Origin of the sequence: Cedecea davisae DSM 4568 (assembly GCF_000412335.2) — a bacterium.
Lineage (GTDB): Bacteria > Pseudomonadota > Gammaproteobacteria > Enterobacterales > Enterobacteriaceae > Cedecea > Cedecea davisae.
The window spans coordinates 4,267,915-4,286,645 of sequence record NZ_KE161030.1; the positions used below are offsets into that span (position 1 = coordinate 4,267,915).

General features: G+C 54.5%; 22 protein-coding genes. 7 read left to right on the top strand and 15 right to left on the bottom strand.

Translation table 11 applies throughout. The annotated features are described in order from the left end of the window. From HMPREF0201_RS19550 to fkpA, 9 genes are all read right to left on the bottom strand, one after another. On the bottom strand, positions 1 to 201 hold a 201-nt coding region (locus HMPREF0201_RS19550), incomplete at its 3' end, for a GTP-binding protein (protein ID WP_016517376.1). 71 nt (positions 202 to 272) lie between these two features. After that, positions 273 to 2,387 carry an elongation factor G gene (gene fusA, locus HMPREF0201_RS19555; protein ID WP_016538472.1) on the bottom strand — a complete coding sequence of 705 codons (2,115 nt, stop codon included), beginning with the start codon at positions 2,385 to 2,387 and terminating at the stop codon, positions 273 to 275. Positions 2,388 to 2,484: 97 nt separating this feature from the next. After that, entirely contained in the window at positions 2,485 to 2,955 is a 471-nt protein-coding gene (rpsG, locus tag HMPREF0201_RS19560) for a 30S ribosomal protein S7 (protein WP_008457106.1), read from the bottom strand. Between the two features lie 95 nt (positions 2,956 to 3,050). Next, positions 3,051 to 3,425: a 30S ribosomal protein S12 gene (gene rpsL / locus HMPREF0201_RS19565; RefSeq protein WP_003023654.1), complete on the bottom strand. Its 375-nt coding sequence runs from the start codon at positions 3,423 to 3,425 to the stop codon at positions 3,051 to 3,053. 124 nt (positions 3,426 to 3,549) lie between these two features. Next, positions 3,550 to 3,837 (bottom strand): sulfurtransferase complex subunit TusB, encoded by a 288-nt coding sequence (gene tusB / locus HMPREF0201_RS19570; RefSeq protein ID WP_016538473.1) that lies wholly within the window; start codon positions 3,835 to 3,837, stop codon positions 3,550 to 3,552. Positions 3,838 to 3,844: 7 nt separating this feature from the next. Further along, the gene (tusC, locus tag HMPREF0201_RS19575) at positions 3,845 to 4,204 is read right to left on the bottom strand and encodes a sulfurtransferase complex subunit TusC (protein ID WP_016538474.1); all 360 of its coding nucleotides are present in this window, start codon (positions 4,202 to 4,204) and stop codon (positions 3,845 to 3,847) included. After that, positions 4,204 to 4,590, bottom strand: coding sequence for a sulfurtransferase complex subunit TusD (tusD, locus tag HMPREF0201_RS19580; RefSeq protein WP_016538475.1), 387 nt, complete (start codon positions 4,588 to 4,590; stop codon positions 4,204 to 4,206). The genes tusC and tusD overlap by 1 nt, the downstream gene beginning before the upstream one ends. Continuing rightward, entirely contained in the window at positions 4,590 to 5,318 is a 729-nt protein-coding gene (locus HMPREF0201_RS19585; protein ID WP_016538476.1) for a helix-turn-helix transcriptional regulator, read from the bottom strand. Before HMPREF0201_RS19585 ends, tusD begins: the two co-directional genes overlap by 1 nt. 208 nt (positions 5,319 to 5,526) lie before the next feature. Then, on the bottom strand, positions 5,527 to 6,360 hold the full coding sequence (gene fkpA, locus HMPREF0201_RS19590; RefSeq protein WP_016538477.1) for an FKBP-type peptidyl-prolyl cis-trans isomerase: 834 nt from the start codon (positions 6,358 to 6,360) through the stop codon (positions 5,527 to 5,529). A gap of 230 nt (positions 6,361 to 6,590) precedes the next feature. On the opposite strand from fkpA, the gene HMPREF0201_RS19595 reads away from it, so the two are divergent. After that, on the top strand, positions 6,591 to 6,809 hold the full coding sequence (locus tag HMPREF0201_RS19595) for a protein SlyX (protein WP_039898891.1): 219 nt from the start codon (positions 6,591 to 6,593) through the stop codon (positions 6,807 to 6,809). 56 nt (positions 6,810 to 6,865) lie between these two features. Here the strand turns inward: HMPREF0201_RS19595 and slyD are convergent, their stop codons facing one another. The 4 genes from slyD to kefG all read right to left on the bottom strand — a co-directional run bounded on the left by slyD (position 6,866) and on the right by kefG (position 10,261). Further along, positions 6,866 to 7,450 carry a peptidylprolyl isomerase gene (gene slyD / locus HMPREF0201_RS19600; RefSeq protein WP_039898893.1) on the bottom strand — a complete coding sequence of 195 codons (585 nt, stop codon included), beginning with the start codon at positions 7,448 to 7,450 and terminating at the stop codon, positions 6,866 to 6,868. A 98-nt stretch (positions 7,451 to 7,548) separates the two neighbouring features. Beyond that, entirely contained in the window at positions 7,549 to 7,749 is a 201-nt protein-coding gene (locus tag HMPREF0201_RS19605) for a YheV family putative zinc ribbon protein (protein ID WP_016538480.1), read from the bottom strand. 155 nt (positions 7,750 to 7,904) lie between these two features. Continuing rightward, positions 7,905 to 9,710 (bottom strand): glutathione-regulated potassium-efflux system protein KefB, encoded by a 1,806-nt coding sequence (gene kefB / locus HMPREF0201_RS19610; RefSeq protein ID WP_016538482.1) that lies wholly within the window; start codon positions 9,708 to 9,710, stop codon positions 7,905 to 7,907. Next, the gene (gene kefG, locus HMPREF0201_RS19615; RefSeq protein WP_172570351.1) at positions 9,710 to 10,261 is read right to left on the bottom strand and encodes a glutathione-regulated potassium-efflux system ancillary protein KefG; all 552 of its coding nucleotides are present in this window, start codon (positions 10,259 to 10,261) and stop codon (positions 9,710 to 9,712) included. Before kefG ends, kefB begins: the two co-directional genes overlap by 1 nt. Positions 10,262 to 10,385: 124 nt before the next feature. Here kefG and HMPREF0201_RS19620 point away from each other — a divergent pair, with 124 nt between their 5' ends. Next, complete coding sequence (locus tag HMPREF0201_RS19620; RefSeq protein ID WP_016538484.1) at positions 10,386 to 12,290, top strand: ABC transporter ATP-binding protein; 1,905 nt, start codon at positions 10,386 to 10,388, stop codon at positions 12,288 to 12,290. 43 nt (positions 12,291 to 12,333) lie between these two features. Here HMPREF0201_RS19620 and HMPREF0201_RS19625 read toward each other — a convergent pair whose 3' ends face one another. Further along, positions 12,334 to 12,936, bottom strand: a complete 603-nt coding sequence (locus tag HMPREF0201_RS19625; RefSeq protein WP_016538485.1) for a LysE family translocator — start codon at positions 12,934 to 12,936, stop codon at positions 12,334 to 12,336. A gap of 61 nt (positions 12,937 to 12,997) precedes the next feature. On the opposite strand from HMPREF0201_RS19625, the gene HMPREF0201_RS19630 reads away from it, so the two are divergent. The 3 genes from HMPREF0201_RS19630 to HMPREF0201_RS19640 all read left to right on the top strand — a co-directional run bounded on the left by HMPREF0201_RS19630 (position 12,998) and on the right by HMPREF0201_RS19640 (position 15,194). Next, entirely contained in the window at positions 12,998 to 14,014 is a 1,017-nt protein-coding gene (locus tag HMPREF0201_RS19630; RefSeq protein WP_016538486.1) for a hydrolase, read from the top strand. A 1-nt stretch (position 14,015) separates the two neighbouring features. Beyond that, positions 14,016 to 14,234 (top strand): YheU family protein, encoded by a 219-nt coding sequence (locus tag HMPREF0201_RS19635; protein WP_016538487.1) that lies wholly within the window; start codon positions 14,016 to 14,018, stop codon positions 14,232 to 14,234. A 90-nt stretch (positions 14,235 to 14,324) separates the two neighbouring features. Further along, positions 14,325 to 15,194 carry a phosphoribulokinase gene (locus HMPREF0201_RS19640; protein WP_016538488.1) on the top strand — a complete coding sequence of 290 codons (870 nt, stop codon included), beginning with the start codon at positions 14,325 to 14,327 and terminating at the stop codon, positions 15,192 to 15,194. 38 nt (positions 15,195 to 15,232) lie between these two features. Here the strand turns inward: HMPREF0201_RS19640 and HMPREF0201_RS19645 are convergent, their stop codons facing one another. Beyond that, positions 15,233 to 15,637: an OsmC family protein gene (locus tag HMPREF0201_RS19645; protein WP_016538489.1), complete on the bottom strand. Its 405-nt coding sequence runs from the start codon at positions 15,635 to 15,637 to the stop codon at positions 15,233 to 15,235. Between the two features lie 314 nt (positions 15,638 to 15,951). On the opposite strand from HMPREF0201_RS19645, the gene crp reads away from it, so the two are divergent. Together crp and HMPREF0201_RS19655 are read left to right on the top strand one after the other, a co-directional pair. Continuing rightward, positions 15,952 to 16,584 carry a cAMP-activated global transcriptional regulator CRP gene (gene crp / locus HMPREF0201_RS19650; RefSeq protein ID WP_000242758.1) on the top strand — a complete coding sequence of 211 codons (633 nt, stop codon included), beginning with the start codon at positions 15,952 to 15,954 and terminating at the stop codon, positions 16,582 to 16,584. Between the two features lie 62 nt (positions 16,585 to 16,646). Then, positions 16,647 to 18,731, top strand: coding sequence for a YccS/YhfK family putative transporter (locus HMPREF0201_RS19655; RefSeq protein WP_016538491.1), 2,085 nt, complete (start codon positions 16,647 to 16,649; stop codon positions 18,729 to 18,731).

The following is an 18,731-nucleotide window of genomic DNA, read 5'->3' on the forward strand; positions in this document are numbered from 1 at the left end:
ATGGGAAGTGTTGATGGTGATACCACGAGCTTTTTCTTCTGGTGCGTTATCGATCTGGTCGAATGCACGAGCAGAACCACCGTAGGTTTTAGCCAGAACGGTAGTGATTGCAGCAGTCAGAGTGGTTTTACCGTGGTCAACGTGGCCGATAGTACCAACGTTGACGTGCGGTTTTTTACGTTCAAATTTTTCTTTAGACACGGCTATATTCCTTACTATTGTGCTCGCCCCTCGTGGAGAGAGCACGGGATCATTGTGTTAAAAGCGTTGGCTTATTTGCCACGAGCTTCGATTACGGCCTGAGCAACGTTGTTAGGTGCGTCATCATACTTCAGGAATTCCATGGAGTAAGATGCACGACCTTTGGTCAGAGAACGCAGCTGAGTTGCGTACCCGAACATTTCAGACAACGGAACTTCAGCATGAATCTGTACGCCAGTAGCGTTAGATTCCTGGCCTTTCAGCTGACCACGACGACGGCTAAGGTCACCGATAACGTCACCAGTGTTCTCTTCCGGAGTCTCAACTTCAACCTTCATGATAGGCTCAAGCAGAACTGGTTTAGCTTTCTTAAAGCCATCTTTGAAGGCAATAGAAGCGGCCAGTTTAAACGCCAGCTCGGAGGAGTCAACGTCGTGGTAAGAACCGAAGTGCAGACGCACGCCGAGATCGACTACCGGGTAGCCCGCCAGAGGACCAGATTTCAGCTGCTCCTGGATGCCTTTATCAACAGCAGGGATGTATTCGCCAGGAATCACACCACCTTTGATGTCGTTGATGAACTCGTAACCTTTAGGGTTAGAGCCCGGCTCCAGTGGGTACATGTCGATAACAACATGACCGTACTGACCACGACCACCAGACTGCTTGGCGTGTTTACCTTCGATATCGGTAACTTTCGCGCGAATCGCTTCACGGTAAGCAACCTGTGGTTTACCGACGTTCGCTTCAACGTTGAACTCACGCTTCATACGGTCAACGATGATGTCGAGGTGCAGCTCACCCATACCCGCGATGATGGTCTGGTTAGATTCTTCATCAGTCCATACGCGGAATGATGGGTCTTCTTTAGCCAGACGGCCCAGAGCCAGACCCATTTTTTCCTGGTCAGCTTTGGTTTTCGGCTCAACGGCGATGGAGATTACCGGTTCAGGGAATTCCATACGCTCCAGAATGATCACGTTGTCCGGATCACAGATGGTATCACCTGTAGTCACGTCTTTCAGGCCGATTGCCGCAGCAATGTCGCCCGCGCGAACTTCTTTGATCTCTTCACGTTTGTTAGCGTGCATCTGAACGATACGACCGAAACGCTCACGAGCCGATTTAACCGGGTTGTATACGGTATCACCGGAGTTAACCACGCCAGAGTACACGCGGAAGAACGTCAGGTTACCTACGAACGGGTCGGTAGCGATTTTGAATGCCAGAGCAGCAAATGGCTCGTCGTCGCTAGCGTGACGCTCAGATGGAGTGTCTTTACCGTCGTCCAACATACCGTTGATAGCAGGTACGTCAGTTGGTGCTGGCAGGTAATCAATTACCGCATCCAGCATCGCCTGAACACCTTTGTTCTTAAATGCAGAACCACAGGTAACCAGGATGATTTCGTTGTTCAGAACGCGCTGACGCAGAGCAGTCTTGATTTCTTCCTCGGTCAGCTCTTCGCCGCCCAGGTATTTTTCCATCAGCTCTTCAGAAGCTTCTGCAGCGGACTCGATCAGGTTCTGGTGCCATTCGTCAGCCAGGTCCTGCATGTCAGCCGGGATATCTTCGTATTCGAAGGTAACGCCCTGATCTGCATCGTTCCAGTTGATGGCTTTCATTTTCACCAGGTCGATAACGCCGGTGAAACCTTCTTCAGCACCAATTGCCAGCTGAAGCGGAACAGGGTTCGCGCCCAGGCGGGATTTGATCTGGCCTACAACTTTCAGGAAGTTTGCACCCATACGGTCCATTTTGTTAACGAACGCGATGCGTGGAACTTTGTATTTGTTAGCCTGACGCCATACGGTTTCAGACTGTGGCTGAACACCACCAACTGCGCAGTAAACCATTACTGCACCGTCAAGAACACGCATGGAACGTTCAACTTCGATGGTGAAGTCAACGTGCCCTGGGGTGTCGATGATGTTTACGCGGTGCGGTTCATACTGCTTAGCCATACCAGACCAGAATGCAGTAGTTGCAGCGGAGGTAATGGTAATACCACGCTCCTGCTCCTGCTCCATCCAGTCCATGGTTGCAGCGCCGTCATGAACTTCACCGATTTTGTGGTTTACACCGGTGTAGAACAGAATACGTTCGGTAGTAGTGGTTTTACCGGCGTCGATGTGTGCACTGATACCGATGTTGCGGTAGCGTGCAATGGGTGTTGTACGAGCCATTTGATTCCTCTATATCCTGGGACGTTCAAGTTAAGTAACCCAAAGCGGGCAGCTCACATGAAGCACCCGCTCTGGGACTAACACTACGAAGGATTTGTTACCAACGGTAGTGAGCGAACGCCTTGTTGGCTTCTGCCATACGGTGAACGTCTTCACGTTTCTTAACTGCAGTACCTTTGTTTTCTGCAGCATCAGACAGTTCATTCGCCAGGCGCAGAGCCATGGATTTATCACCGCGTTTACGAGCAGCTTCTACGATCCAACGCATTGCCAGGGCATTACGACGAACCGGACGAACTTCAACTGGAACCTGATAAGTAGAACCACCAACGCGGCGGGACTTAACTTCGACGGTCGGACGGACGTTGTCCAGAGCGACTTCGAATGCTTCCAGCTCGTTTTTACCAGAACGCTGAGCCAGGGTTTCCAGCGCGGTATAAACGATAGATTCTGCGGTAGATTTCTTACCATCTACCATCAGGATATTTACAAATTTGGCCAGCAGTTCTGATCCGAACTTAGGATCCGGCAGAATTTTACGCTGACCAATGACGCGACGACGTGGCATGGGAATACTCCGTTGTTAATTCAGGATTGTCCAAAACTCAAAGAGTTTATTTTGACATTTATTTAAAACGTTTGGCCTTACTTAACGGAGAACCATTAAGCCTTAGGACGCTTCACGCCATACTTGGAGCGAGATTGCTTACGGTCTTTAACGCCGGAGCAGTCAAGCGCACCACGAACGGTGTGGTAACGAACACCTGGCAAGTCTTTTACACGACCACCACGGATCAGGATCACGGAGTGTTCCTGCAGGTTGTGACCTTCACCGCCGATGTAGGAGGTGACTTCAAAACCGTTAGTCAAACGCACACGGCAAACTTTACGCAGTGCGGAGTTTGGTTTCTTAGGAGTGGTGGTATATACACGGGTACATACACCACGTTTCTGCGGGCAAGCTTCCAGCGCAGGCACGTTGCTTTTTGCAACTTTGCGCGCGCGTGGTTTGCGAACCAGCTGGTTAACTGTTGCCATTAAATAGCTCCTGGTTTTAGCTTTTGCTTCGTAAACACGTAATAAAACGGCCTCATATAATATGAGGACGCAGAATTTTAGGGCTGAGCCGAAAAGGTGTCAAGAAATATACAACAATCTGCCATCACCAGGCGAACTGCTGGTCGTGTTTTACCGCTAATCTGACGAAATCAGTATAGCTGACACACTCAACTTTGGATGAAATTTGAGCAATCAGGCCACGAGCCTCGATATCTTCCTGCAGAGCGCTTACAGAGATGGGGGCGCTAAGCAGTAATTCAAGCGCCCTGCTGTTACCGAGCGCGGCAATCACGCCGTCCTCAATCAGCAACAGGTCATCTCCGGGCTGCATAAAGCGCAATATTTCAGCTAGATCGCACTGAAACGGCGAGTGACGTAGGGTATGGAGCATGGGCGCCTCAGAAAGTTAATACCACATCGAACTGGTTCAGCTTTTCGCGCAAAACATCGGACGCCAGCGGTTCAGCTTCGATAACCCACGGCGACTCGGTCGATAAGCCGCGCTCGCACAGAGAGTCTGCGCACAGAAAGCATTGCTCGATATCGTAAAGCGGCAGAACACGGAAAGTAGCAATGTAATCCCGCCCCAGCACCTTCGCAGGCTGCTGGCCCGGCAACAGTTGCAAAACGCCATCGCCGATAAAGAACACGCCGATATCCTCAGAAAGCGCGGAGGTAGCCAGCAGCGCATCTAAACCTTCACGACCGGCCGTACTGCCGTGCGGCGCCGTGCGAAAAACAAATGCGACACGCTTCATCAGAATTGCACCATTCTTTCGCAGGTGAGCGCGGCTTCCGCCAGCGCGCCGAGGCCGCTCAGCGTAAATCCGGGCTGAAGATTATTACCGCTTAGCCCCAGCGACTTCGCCTGCTCTTCATCCGTCACTCCGCGGCGCAGCGCCGCCGCAACACAGATATGCAGCGCTACGCCATGCTGCTGGTTCAGCGCCTGCCACTCGCGCACCAGGTCAACTTCATCGCTGGCCGGAGAAGTTAGCTGGTTCGCGTTATAAATACCTTCGCGATAGAAAAAAACACTCTCCAGCGTATGCCCTTCCGCCAACAGCGCACGGGCAAACAGCAGCGCGCTGCTCGCCTGCTGCGTACCGTAAGCGGGGCCGGTAACCATTAACGCAAACCGCATTACTTGTCCTGGCCGAGGAAGTCGCCATTTTTGAACTGGCGAATGTAGAGATAAACCGTGTGCTTGGAGATGTTCAGGCGATCTGCCACCTGGTTAATCGCATCTTTAATATCGAAGATGCCCTTCTCGTACAGATTCAAAACTATCTGGCGATTTTTCGCGTTATTTGACACGTTGCGATCGGCGTTCACCTCTTCGATCGTGAACTCAAGGGTTTGCATCACAAGGTCTTCAACGGAAGAAGCGAAGTTAACCGAAGACGGCACTTCCTGATCCTGAGTCTCAGGCGGAATGAAGGTCGACATAATCTGGGAAAACGGAACATCGAGGTTCATGTTGATACACAGCAGGCCAATCACGCGCTGGTCACGGTTGCGGATAGCAATCGTCACCGACTTCATCAGCACTCCGCTTTTGGCGCGGGTAAAGTAACATCTGGACACGCTGCTGTCGGCGCCGGTCATATCGTGCAGCATACGCAGCGCCAGGTCGGTAATCGGCGAGCCGATTTTTCGCCCGGTATGCTCACCGTTGGCAATACGAATTGCCGAGCATTTCAGATCCTGCAGAGAATGCAGAACGATTTCGCAATGTGAACCAATCAGCATCGCTAACCCGTCCACCACCGCTTCATAGGATTTTAAGATTTCGAAGTCGGTTTGCTCAAAAGGACGCTGGTCCAGTAAATCGAGTTCACTGGTTTCGTTGGTTAAAAGCGAATTGGACATGTAAAAATACCACCCTCTAATGAGAGCCTGTCGCGCTTTATTGGTGTCAGGGCAGACTCATACTCGGTTGAAACGCTGCCCGCTAAGGTAATACAACGTCAGACGTGCTTTCCAGTCTTTATTCTAGCCTGGATGGGTCAGATGGCCGAAGTGGGAGCCTGAAAACAAAACCGCCGCCCGGAGGGCGGCGGTGGAGACGGTCAGCAAATTATTTGCTTTTTGCCGCGTCGGCGGCTTTGGCGGCCGCTGCTGCATCAGGCTTAGCGTCAGCTTTTGGTGCCTGTTTGATGTCCAGCAGTTCAACTTCGAACACCAGCGTAGAGTTAGCCGGAATGCCCGGAACGCCGGTTTTACCGTAAGCCAGCTCCGGTGGGATAACCAGCTCGATTTTGCCACCTTTCTTGATGTTTTTCAGGCCTTCGGTCCAGCCAGGGATAACACCGTCAAGACGGAAGGAAAGCGGCTCGCCGCGGGTATAGGAGTTGTCGAACTCTTTACCGTCGATAAGCGTACCTTTGTAGTTTACTACCACGGTATCGGTATCTTTCGGCGCATCGCCGGTGCCTTCTTTCTCTACTTTGTACAGCAGGCCGGTAGAAGAGGTTTTCACGCCTTTCTGTTTAGCGAAAGTGTCGCGGTAGGCTTTGCCTTTGTCCGCATTTTCTTTAGCGTCTTTTTCCATCTTCTCCTGAGCGGAGGCTTTTACGCGGGTTTCAAACGCCTGCAGGGTTTTCTCAATTTCCTGGTCAGAGAGTTTGCTCTTGTCGGCAAACGCGTCCTGCACGCCTGCGATCAGCTGAGCTTTATCCAGGGTGATGCCCAGTTTTTCCTGCTCTTTAAGGGAGTTTTCCATGTAACGGCCAAGCGATGCGCCCAGTGCGTAGGCTGCTTTCTGGTCATCGTTCTTAAAGGCGGCTTTGCTGTCGGCCTGAGCGGCGGCAGGAGCGGCATCCTTTGCGGCAGCCGGAGCAGCAAACGCAGGAGCATTAAGGACAACGGCCATCGTGGTCGCCAGAAGCGTTACTTTAAATAATGATTTCATCCATTTCTCCAGGGCCGGGGCCTCTCACCCCAGGGTTTCAAATAAACTAAGTGACGTACTATAACGTCGTGAAAGAAATCTACACAATCTCTCAGTACGTTATCGAGTCAAATTCAGATTCTTTTTGTTTAAAGAAGTTTCCTTCCGCGTGCATCTGCGCTGTAAAGCTGAGTCATTTTCAGTAAAATCGCCGCATCTTGTCCATCGAGCAGGCAGAAAGAGGAATCGCCATGCACACTAAATCCACCGAACAGCGGCTGGAAGAGCTCGAAAGTCGTCTCGCGTTTCAGGAGATAACGATTGAAGAGTTGAACCAGACCGTCACGGCGCACGAACTTGAGATGGCCAAACTACGCGAGCATTTCCGTCTGCTGGTTGAAAAGCTAAAGGCCAGCCAGCCGTCAATGGTCGCTTCTGAGGCGGAAGAGACGCCGCCGCCGCATTACTGAATTGCGGGCATAAAAAAAGCGGTGATTGGCATCACCGCTTTTTTCTTTTGCTGCAATTAGTGGCAGCCGCACCCGCCGTTACCGCAACCACCTTTACCGTGCTCATGGTCATGGTCGTGATCGTGGCCGTGACCGCCGCAGCAGCCGTCGTGATCGTGGTCATGGTGATGGTCGTGTTCGCCGTGAACGTGGCCGTGAGCCAGCTCTTCTTCGGTCGCTTCGCGGATCGCCACAACTTCAACGTTGAATTTCAGGTTCTGACCAGCCAGCATGTGGTTACCGTCAACCACTACGTGCTCGTCTTCCACTTCGGTGATTTCTACCGGCACCGGGCCCTGATCGGTTTCCGCCATGAAGCGCATACCAACTTGCAGTTCGTCAACGCCCATGAAGACGTCTTTCGGTACGCGCTGTACCAGGTTTTCGTCATACTGGCCGTAAGCGTCGTTTGCGCCCACTTCAACGTCAAATTTGTCGCCAACTTCGTGACCGTCCAGCGCTGTTTCCAGGCCAGAAATCAGGGAGCCGTGGCCGTGCAGGTAGTCCAGCGGCGCGCTCACCGGAGACTCATCGACCAACACACCGTCTTCTGTACGTACCTGATAAGCCAGGCTGACCACCAGGTCTTTTGCTACTTTCATGATATCTCCTGAACGAGCGTGGGGAAAAAACTGGCGCAGATTGTAACGGAAATCTGCGCCGCTGTACCCTCTAGCTTAAAAAAAGCTGCCTCATCCCGCTAGTCAGGATGAAAAATCCCTATCACTTGTTCCTGTTCGCGAACGTGCTCGCGAACCTGCTTATCCGCCTCGCGCATCTGGTGGCCGCACTTAACACATTCAACGATATCAACATTGTTCTCGCGCCACAGGGCGAGAGAATCCTTAGCCTGGCACTTGGGGCAAACCGCTCCGGCAATAAAACGTTTACGCACTGACATTGGCTTCACCTGATGTTCTGAAAAAGAGGGAAAAAGCGTGGTTTTTCCCTCTTTTTGGTTATCTGGCGAAAATCAATAAATTGATTTTCCTGGTTTATTTCTTGCTTCCGCCGATCAAATCTCTATCGTAGGTATTTCTTCTACGGGCTGGTTTACTATTCAAATTCATCCCAGCCGTCCAGCTGGCGCCGTTCTTGCTGCATTTCTCGCTCAAAAATCTCCTCCAGTTCGCGGCGGGCTTCACGCACCCTGGAAATCTGCGCGGTATCGGTATGGATGGGCATCAGCTCGCGCAGCATGCGCATATCCAGACGGCGGAAGTGCAGCTGAGCGCGGTGCGCCTGATGCGGATGCATACCCAGAGTTAACAGCGCCTTACGCCCAAGTTCAAGGGCGCTGGAGAAGGTTTCACGCGAGAACAGTTTAACCCCGGCCTGGAGCAATTCGTGCGCCTCAACGCGCCCGCGAGCGCGGGCCAGAATGGCCAGATGTGGAAAGTGCTGTTGACAGAGATGCACAATCCGCATCGTATCTTCCGGCTCGTTACAGGTGATGACGATGGATTTTGCCGCCTCTGCGCCAGCCGAACGCAGCAGTTCCAGCTCGGTCGCGTCGCCGTAATAGACTTTATAGCCGTATTTGCGCATCAGGCTTACCGCACTTATGTCGCGTTCCAGCACCGTAATGCGCATTTTATTAGCCATCAGTAAACGGCCAATAACCTGCCCGAAACGCCCGAAACCAATGATAATGACCTGCGGCTGATCGTCTTCCACATAAGGGGCTTCATCCGTCTCTTCGCCGCTATTAAAGCGCCGGGCCAGAATGGCATCCACGCCTTTCATCAACAGCGGCGTGGTCATCATCGACAGCGTCACCGTCACCAGCAGGAGCGGCATTTGCTCGCCCTGAAAAAGCTTCTGCGAGGCCGCGGCGGAAAACAGCACGAAGGCAAACTCCCCGCCCTGGCTCAGTACGCCAGCAAACTGGAGCCGCTCAGAGCTACGCAGGCCGTAGACTCGCGACAAGCCGTACAAAATGGAAGCCTTCACCGCCACCAGCCCAAGCACGCTAACCGCTATCCACAGCAGATGGGTAAACAACACGCCAAGATTCAGGGCCATGCCCACCGAGATAAAGAACAGTCCCAGCAGCAACCCTTTAAAGGGATCGATAGCGATTTCGAGCTCGTGGCGATACTCGCTTTCCGCCAGCAGTACGCCAGCCAGAAACGTCCCCAGAGCCATTGAGAAACCGAGCGCGTCCATAAATAGCGCCGAGCCAAGCACCAATAACAGCGACGCGGCGGTAAACACTTCGCGCACGCCGGAGCTAGCGATAAAGCGAAACACCGGACGCAGCAGGTAGCGTCCGCCCAGCAACATGCCGATAAACGCCAGCGCCTTGAGCCCGACTTTAATCCAGTCGGTATGATTATCGCCATTTCCCGCCAGCAAAGGCACCAACGCCAGCGCAGGAATAACCGCGAGATCCTGGAATAACAACACCGAAAAACCCAGCTGCCCGGACTCATTGCGGTTCATGCCCTTGTCGCGCATCAGCTGTAGCGCCATTGCCGTAGAAGACATAGCGAGACCAATCCCGCCGATGACCGCCGCCTGCCAGGAGAAATCTGTCAGCATCAGCAGGCCGCCCAGCACCACGGCGCTTAAAATAACCTGTGCCGCGCCGACGCCGAATATCGAACGCCTGAGCTGCCACAGCTTAGAGGGATTCAGTTCAAGGCCGATGATAAACATCAGAAACACAACGCCAAGTTCGGAGAAGTGCAGGATTTCATCGACGTCGCTGATAAAACCCAGGCCCCATGGGCCAATCGCTATCCCGGCCAGCAAATAGCCCAGCACCGCGCCAATGCCGAGGCGGGCCGCAATCGGCACCGCCACCACCGCCGCAAACAGAAACAGCACGCCGGCTAACAATAAATCAGAACCTTCCATTAGCGGCCTCCCATCGGCAGCGGATTGGCCAGCCATTCGCCATAGGCTTTTGCATGGTTTTCCAGCTCCTGCTTAGACTGGCGGCGAGCCCAGTAAACGACGATAGGCGTCATCCAGTGCATTTTGCACATCGCGGCAGTCAGCTCAAAAGGGCGCAAAATTTCAGTCAGCGGAAAGCGGTTATAGCCATCGTAGCGGTAGGCACCTTCCGGCTCACCGGTCGTTATCACGCTGCGCCAGTACTTTCCCGCCAGCGCATTGCCCCCCACTCCGCTGGCAAAATCGCGGCTCAGAACGCGATCCATCCACTCTTTCAGTAACGCAGGGCAACTATAGGTGTAGAGAGGGTGTTGAAAAACAATGACATCGTGCTCCAGCAGCAATGACTGTTCGTGATAAATGTCGATAAAAAAATCAGGATAGTGCGCGTAAAGATCGTGCACGGTAACATTTGCAAGCTGCAGAGCCGGTTTGAGCAAAACCCGGTTGGCAACCGAGTCCTGGGATTCCGGATGGGTATATAGCAGCAAAACTTTCGGCGGCTGCGACATCATTACCCTCCAGGGCGTCGTCATAGTCATTATTTTGGGCTACCATGCAGCCCGACCTGTTGCCGAGGCGACATGTTAACGAATTACAATGACAATTTAACATACTCTGAACATACGGCGCTTTATGATTGTTTTCTCCTCGTTACAAATTCGTCGCGGCACCCGCGTTCTGCTGGATAACGCCACCGCCACCATCAACCCAGGGCAGAAAGTCGGCCTGGTGGGTAAAAACGGCTGCGGAAAATCCACGCTGCTGGCGTTATTAAAAAACGAGATAAGCGCCGACGGCGGCAGCGCAAGCTTCCCCGGCAACTGGCAGCTCGCCTGGGTTAACCAGGAAACGCCCGCTCTTGCCATGCCCGCCATTGAGTATGTCATCGACGGCGACCGTGAATTCCGCAAGCTGGAAGCCGAGCTGGCGCAGGCCAACGAGCGCAACGACGGCCACGCCATCGCGCTGGTTCACGGCAAGCTGGATGCGGTAGATGCGTGGACTATTCGCTCCCGCGCCTCCAGCCTGCTGCACGGTCTGGGCTTCAGCAATGAGCAGCTGGAACGCCCTGTCAGCGACTTTTCGGGCGGCTGGCGCATGCGCCTTAACCTGGCCCAGGCGCTGATTTGCCGCTCTGACCTGCTGCTGCTCGATGAGCCAACCAACCACCTCGACTTAGACGCGGTAATCTGGCTCGAGCGCTGGCTGAAGAGCTACCAGGGCACGCTGATCCTTATCTCCCACGACCGCGATTTCCTTGACCCGGTGGTGGACAAAATTATCCATATCGAACAGCAAAGCATGTTCGAATACACCGGCAACTACTCTTCGTTCGAGATCCAGCGCGCCACGCGCCTGTCTCAGCAGCAGTCGATGTATGAAAGCCAGCAGTTGAAGGTCGCGCACCTGCAAAGCTTTATCGACCGCTTTAAAGCTAAAGCGTCCAAGGCCAAGCAGGCTCAAAGCCGCGTGAAAATGCTGGAACGCATGGAGCTGATTGCCCCTGCGCACGTCGATAACCCGTTCCAGTTTAGCTTCCGAGCCCCGGAGAACCTGCCGAATCCGCTGTTGAGAATGGAAAAAGTGAGCGCCGGTTACGGCGAGCGCATTATCCTCAACTCGATAAAGCTCAACCTGGTGCCCGGCTCTCGCATCGGCCTTCTCGGCCGTAACGGCGCGGGGAAATCTACGCTTATCAAGCTGCTGGCCGGTGAGCTTGAGCCATTGCAGGGTGAAATTGGCCTGGCGAAGGGCATCAAGCTTGGCTACTTCGCCCAGCACCAGCTTGAGTATCTGCGGGCCGACGAGTCACCGCTTCAGCATCTTGCCCGCCTGGCTCCTCGCGAGCTGGAGCAACAACTGCGCGACTACCTTGGCGGCTTTGGCTTCCAGGGCGACAAAGTTACCGAGGTGACGGCACGTTTTTCCGGCGGTGAAAAAGCGCGTCTGGTACTGGCTCTGGTTGTCTGGCAGCGCCCTAACCTGCTGCTGCTCGATGAACCGACTAACCACCTCGACCTCGATATGCGTCAGGCGCTGACCGAAGCGCTGATCGACTTCGAAGGTGCGCTGGTTGTGGTTTCGCACGACCGCCACCTGCTGCGCTCCACCACCGATGACCTCTATCTGGTTCACGATGGTAAAGTTGAGGCCTTCGACGGCGACCTGGAAGATTATCAGCAATGGCTGAGCGACCTGCAAAAACAGGAAAATCAGCCTGCGGATACTGCAAAAGACAACGCCAACAGCGCTCAGGCGCGTAAAGATCAGAAGCGCCGCGAGGCAGAGCTTCGCACCCAGACCCAGCCGCTGCGCAAGCAAATTACCCAGCTCGAAAAGCAGATGGAAAAACTCAACGCCCAGCTTGCTGAGGTAGAAGAGAAACTGGCGGACAGCGCGATTTACGAGCAAAGCCGCAAAGCTGAAATGAACGAATGCTTGCAGACGCAGGCAAAAGTGAAATCGGCGCTGGAAGAGTGCGAGATGGAATGGCTCGATGCTCAGGAACAGCTCGAGCAGATGCTACAGGGCGAGTAACAGTTAAGATTAACCCTCTCCCGGCGGGAGAGGGTTAGCAGCATCAACGCCAGATAAGCAGCACGCAGGCGGCGGTTAATACGCCCATGCTGACGTTGAAAATAGCCCAGGAGCGACGGCTGCGCAGGAACAGGCCTATCAAGCTGCCAAAGGCAATCCAGATAACGCCTGCGACGATGTTCACCAGCGCAATGCCGACGCTTATCATCGCCACCGAATGCAGGTAAGCAGCACCGGCAAGGCTAAAACTGGCGACCGCACCGAGTGCCATTAACCAGGCTTTGGGGTTGATAACCTGCAACAGCCCGCCCTGCCAGAACGGCACAGGAGCAGGCGGCGCGGCACCGGTTTCCAGGCGCTCATATTTTGCGGTGCCGATTTTCCAGGCCAGCCACAAAAGGTAAACGCTCCCTGCAATCTTAAGGATAAGGTGCAAAGCCGGGTACAGCAGGATCAAACTGCCGACGCCAAAGGCAACCAGCACTAAAATGCACTGCATGCCCAGCATAATGCCTATCATCAGCGGCAGACTGCGGAAGAAACCGTAATTCGCCCCGGATGCGGTAAGTAACGTATTATTAGGGCCAGGTGTAATAGCGGCGACCCAGAGAAAGCCCAGCATCGAAAGAAAAAGCGTTGAGTCCATTAAGTGGGCGCTCCACACCCGATAGAATAATTAGCGAACTAAACGAAACTAACAGTGTGATATGGCCAGTACAAGCCCTTTAGAATTGAATATTCATCATGATGAAGGTGACGATTTCCGCCCTATGCGCGGGCTGAGTAACCCGCATCTGCAAACCATGATCCCACGTTTGATTCGCAGACGGATCAATTTCAAACCCCACTGGCAGCGTCTGGACATGCCGGACGGGGATTTTGTCGATCTCGCGTGGAGCGAAGACCCGCAGGCAGCCGCACACAAGCCGCGCCTGGTGGTGTTTCACGGACTGGAGGGAAGCCTGCACAGTCCTTATGCCCACGGCATGATTGAGGCCGCTAAAAAACGCGGCTGGTTAGGCGTAGTGATGCATTTTCGCGGCTGTAGCGGCGTCCCTAACCGCAAAGAACGCATCTATCATTCCGGCGAAACCGAAGACGGCAGCTACTTCCTGGACTGGTTAAATCAGCGCTATGGCGAAGTGCCTACCGCTGCGGTCGGCTTCTCGCTCGGCGGCAATATGCTTGCCTGCCTGATGGCTAAACAGGGCGCGGCCTGCACGCTCAAAGCGGGCGTAGTGGTTTCCGCTCCGCTGATGCTCGAGCAGTGCTGCTACCACATGGAGCAAGGCTTCTCGCGCTTCTATCAGCACTATCTGTTGAACCTGCTGAAGAAGAACGCGGCGCGCAAGCTGAAAAGCTACCCTGGCTCACTGCCTATTGACCTGCGTAAGCTAAAAAGCCTGCGCCGGATACGCGAATTTGATGATTTAATTACCTCAAAGATCCACGGTTTTGCCGACGCGCTGGACTATTACCGCCAGTGTAGCGCCATGCCGCTTCTGCCGGACATCGCCAGCCCGACCCTCATTATTCACGCGAAGGACGATCCCTTTATGGATCATCACGTCATCCCCGACCGCGAGTCGCTACCGGCAAATATCCAATACCAGCTCACCACCTACGGCGGCCACGTTGGCTTTGTCGGCGGCACGCTGCTGCGCCCGCAAATGTGGCTGGAACAGCGTATTCCCGACTGGCTAACCCGCTACCTGGACAACTGAAATGATTCTTCCCTGGCAAGAGCTGGACCCGGAAACTCTCGATAACCTGATCGAATCTTTTGTATTACGCGAAGGCACGGATTATGGTGAGCAGGAGCGATCGCTGACGCAAAAAGTCGCCGACGTGAAGCGTCAATTGCAGAGCGGCGAAGCCGTGCTGGTCTGGTCTGAACTCCATGAAACGGTCAACATTATGCCGCGCGGCCAGCTTCGGGGCTAACTGCGACTCTCTGGGGTAATCTATACTTTCCAAAAAGTATAACTATCAGATGCAGGCTCCCTTTCTGATTACCCATGGAGTTGTAGCCCTATGTCAGCCAAACACCCGGTTATTGCGGTAACAGGTTCCAGCGGTGCCGGAACCACCACCACCAGCCTCGCCTTTCGTAAGATATTCCAGCAGCTCGGCCTGCGCGCTGCGGAACTGGAAGGCGACAGCTTTCATCGCTATACCCGCCCTGAAATGGATATGGCGATCCGCAAAGCCCGTGATTCAGGCCGCCATATCAGCTACTTCGGGCCAGAAGCCAACGACTTTGGGCTGCTGGAGCAAACCTTTATCGAATATGGCCAGAGCGGCAAAGGCCAGTCCCGTAAATACCTGCATACCTACGACGAAGCCGTGCCGTGGAATCAGGTGCCGGGAACGTTTACCCCGTGGCAGCCGCTGCCGGAGCCAACCGATGTGTTGTTTTATGAAGGGCTACACGGCGGGGTTGTTACGCCGCAACACAGCGTGGCCGATTGCGTAGATTTGCTGGTTGGCGTGGTGCCTATCGTCAACCTGGAGTGGATCCAAAAGCTGGTGCGGGACACCGGCGAGCGCGGGCATTCACGCGAGGCGGTGATGGACTCGGTTGTGCGATCGATGGAAGACTACATCAACTTCATTACGCCGCAGTTCTCCCGCACCCACATTAACTTCCAGCGCGTACCCACGGTGGACACCTCAAATCCATTTGCCGCCCGCGCGATCCCTTCCCTCGATGAAAGCTTCGTGGTCATTCACTTCCGCGGACTCGACGATATCGACTTCCCGTATTTGCTGGCGATGTTGCAGGGATCGTTTATTTCCCACATCAACACGCTGGTGGTGCCGGGAGGGAAAATGGGGCTGGCGATGGAGTTGATTATGGCGCCGCTGGTAGAGAAATTGGCGCAGGGCAGGAAGATAGCTTAATCCGACATGGGCGGTGCCGACACCGCCCATCCCGAATATTACCCTTCGATCACTTCATAGCTGTGGCTTATCTCAGCCGCTTTCTCCAGCATCAGCGTGACCGAGCAGTATTTCTGTGCCGTCAGCTCGACGGCACGAGCGACCGCGCTGTCTTTCAGGTCTTTGCCGGTAACCACAAAGTGCAGGTTGATATGCGTGAACAGGCGCGGCGCTTCTTCACGGCGCTCGGACGTCAGCTTCACTTCGCAGTCGGTCACCGCGTGGCGGCCTTTTTGCAAAATAGAAACCACGTCAATCGAGCTACAGCCCCCGGCGGCCATCAGCAGCATTTCCATCGGGCTTGGTGCTTTATCTCCGGAGTTACCGTCCATCAAAACCTGGTGGCCGGAAGCGGATTCACCGAGGAAGGTCATGCCTTCCACCCATTTAACTCGTGCCTGCATTTGCGTACTCCCAGTTGAGAAAAATTTCTTTCAGATTACGCGCCTGGGCCAAAACTGGCAACGTAAGGCGATCCAGGTCATGCTGAAACGAGACAATACAAGACACTTACCAAAAGCTATGCTAAAACAATCCGGATGCTGCTGCGGGACAGAGACGTTGATGCACGTAAGCAGAGGAAACGACTAATTACAGGCCGCAGGATTGACCTGCTCGCCAGCTCCCAGGGCTTGGGAAAATTTCACGATTGCAACGCCAGACAAGAGGTTCCGAGTCTTGTCTTTGGTAGCCAGTTTACAACAGAGGATAACCGCGCATGGTGCTTGGCAAACCGCAAACAGACCCGACTCTCGAATGGTTCTTGTCTCATTGCCACATTCATAAGTATCCGTCGAAGAGCACGCTGATTCACCAGGGTGAAAAGGCGGAGACGCTGTACTACATCGTCAAGGGCTCCGTAGCTGTTCTGATTAAAGATGAAGAAGGCAAGGAGATGATCCTTTCTTATCTGAATCAGGGTGATTTCATTGGTGAATTAGGGCTGTTCGAAGAAGGTCAGGAGCGTAGCGCCTGGGTTCGCGCCAAAACAGCCTGCGAAGTAGCTGAAATTTCTTATAAAAAATTCCGTCAGCTGATTCAGGTTAACCCGGATATCCTGATGCGTCTCTCATCCCAGATGGCTCGCCGTCTGCAGGTGACTTCCGAGAAAGTCGGCAACCTCGCCTTCCTCGACGTAACCGGCCGTATCGCACAGACGCTGCTCAACCTGGCTAAACAGCCGGACGCGATGACCCACCCGGACGGTATGCAGATCAAAATCACCCGTCAGGAAATTGGCCAGATCGTGGGCTGCTCCCGCGAAACCGTTGGCCGTATTCTGAAAATGCTGGAAGATCAAAACCTCATCTCCGCACACGGGAAAACGATTGTCGTCTACGGCACTCGTTAATCAGTGCTAAAAAAGGCGTGTCGCTTCGGTAACACGCCTTTTTTGTCTCTACAATTCAGGCTATGTGGAAAAGATTAATTTACCATCCCGAGGTTAACTACGCTCTGCGGCAAACGCTGGTGCTGTGCCTTCCCGTCGCCGTCGGTCTGGTACTCGGCAGCCTGCAAAACGGCCTGCTGTTCTCATTAGTTCCCGCCTGCTGCAACATCGCCGGGCTGGACACCCCCCACAAACGCTTCTTTAAACGCCTGATTATCGGCGGTGGCCTGTTTGCCGTCAGCAGCCTGATAATGCAGCTTCTCCTGCTCTACACCAGCGTACCGCTGCCGGCGATACTCATCGTCATGGCCCTGCTGCTGGGCGTAACGGCGGAGATAAGTTCGCTGCACGCCCGCCTGCTGCCCGCCTCGCTGATTGCCGCCATCTTCACGCTTAGCATGGCCGGGAATATGCCCATCTGGAAGCCGATGTTGCTGTATATCTCCGGCACCATCTGGTACGGCGCATTCAACTGGTTCTGGTTCAGGATGTGGCGCGAGCAGCCGCTGCGGGAGTCGCTGAGCCTGCTCTACCGGCAGTTGGCCGATTACTGCGAGGCGAAATACAGCATGCTGACCCAGCACACCGATCCGGAAAAGGCGCTGCCGCCTTTGCTGGTTCGCCAGCAAAAAGCCGTGGATCTGATAACCACCTGCTACCAGCAGCTCCACATGCTGTCGGCCAATCAGCAGAACGGCTATAAGCGGCTGCTGCGTGCCTTTCAGGTCGCCCTCGATTTACAAGAGCATATTTCGGTTAGCCTGCATCAACCGGAGGAGGTTCAAAAGCTGGTGGAGCAAAGTCACGCCGAGGCCGTTATCCGCTGGAATGCACAAACTATTGCCGCCCGCCTGCGGGTACTGGCGGATGACATCCTTTACCACCGCTATCCCACGCGCTTCACCATGGAAAAACAGATAGATGCCCTGGAAAAGATTGCGCGCCAGAACCCTGATAACCCGGTCGGGCAGTTTTGCCACTATCACTTCAGCCGCATTGCCCGGGTGCTGAAAACCCAGCGCCCGCTCTACGTCCGGGATTTGATGGAGGACAGGGAGCGCCGCCTGCCGTTCTTCCCGGCGCTCAGGAATTACCTCTCGTTCAAATCCTCCGCGCTGCGCAGCTCCGCCCGCCTCGGCGTAATGCTGACTATCGCCAGCCTGCTCGGCTCGTTTTTACATCTGCCAAAGCCCTACTGGATCCTGATGACGGTAATGTTCGTCACCCAAAACGGCTACGGCGCAACGCGGGTACGCATCGTCCACAGGGCGGCAGGCACCATGGCGGGCCTGTGTATCGCCGGGATAACCCTGCACTTCCACGTCCCGGACAGCTACACGCTGCTGGCAATGCTGGCGATTACCCTGGTGAGTTACCTGTTTATCCGCAAAAGCTACGGCTGGGCGACCATCGGCTTCACCGTCACGGCGGTATACACCCTCCAGCTGATTACGCTGAGCGCCGAGAGCTACATCATTCCAAGGCTGATAGACACCCTGCTCGGCTGCCTGATAGCCTTCGGCGGCATGGTCTGGCTCTGGCCGCAGTGGCAAACCGGCCTGCTGCGCCAGAACGCTCACGACGCGCTGGAAACCGACCAGGACGCGATTCGCCTGATCCTGAGTAATGACCCGGAGCCCACCCCGCTTGCCTGGCAGCGTATGCGGGTAAACCAGGCACACAACGCGCTGTTTAACTCGCTCAACCAGGCGATGCAGGAGCCGGGGTTCAATTCTCATTATCTTGCGGATATGAAGCTTTGGGTGACGCACAGCCAGTTTATCGTCGAGCATATCAACGCCATGACCACCCTGGCGCGCGAGCACAACATGCTGACGCCGGACCTGGCGCAGAAATATCTGCAATCCTGTGAAATAGCGCTTCAGCGCTGCCAGCAAAGGCTGGAATATGACGGGCCGGGGAGTTCGAACGATGCCAATATTCTGGACTCGGACACGCTGCCCACGGGGCCGTTAAGCACCATGGAGCAGCATTTACAGCGGATTCTGGGCCACCTTAACACCATGCATACCATTTCGTCGGTTGCCTGGCGTCAGCGGCCTCATCACGGGATTTGGCTGAGTCGCCGCCTGCGGCGCTCGGGTTAA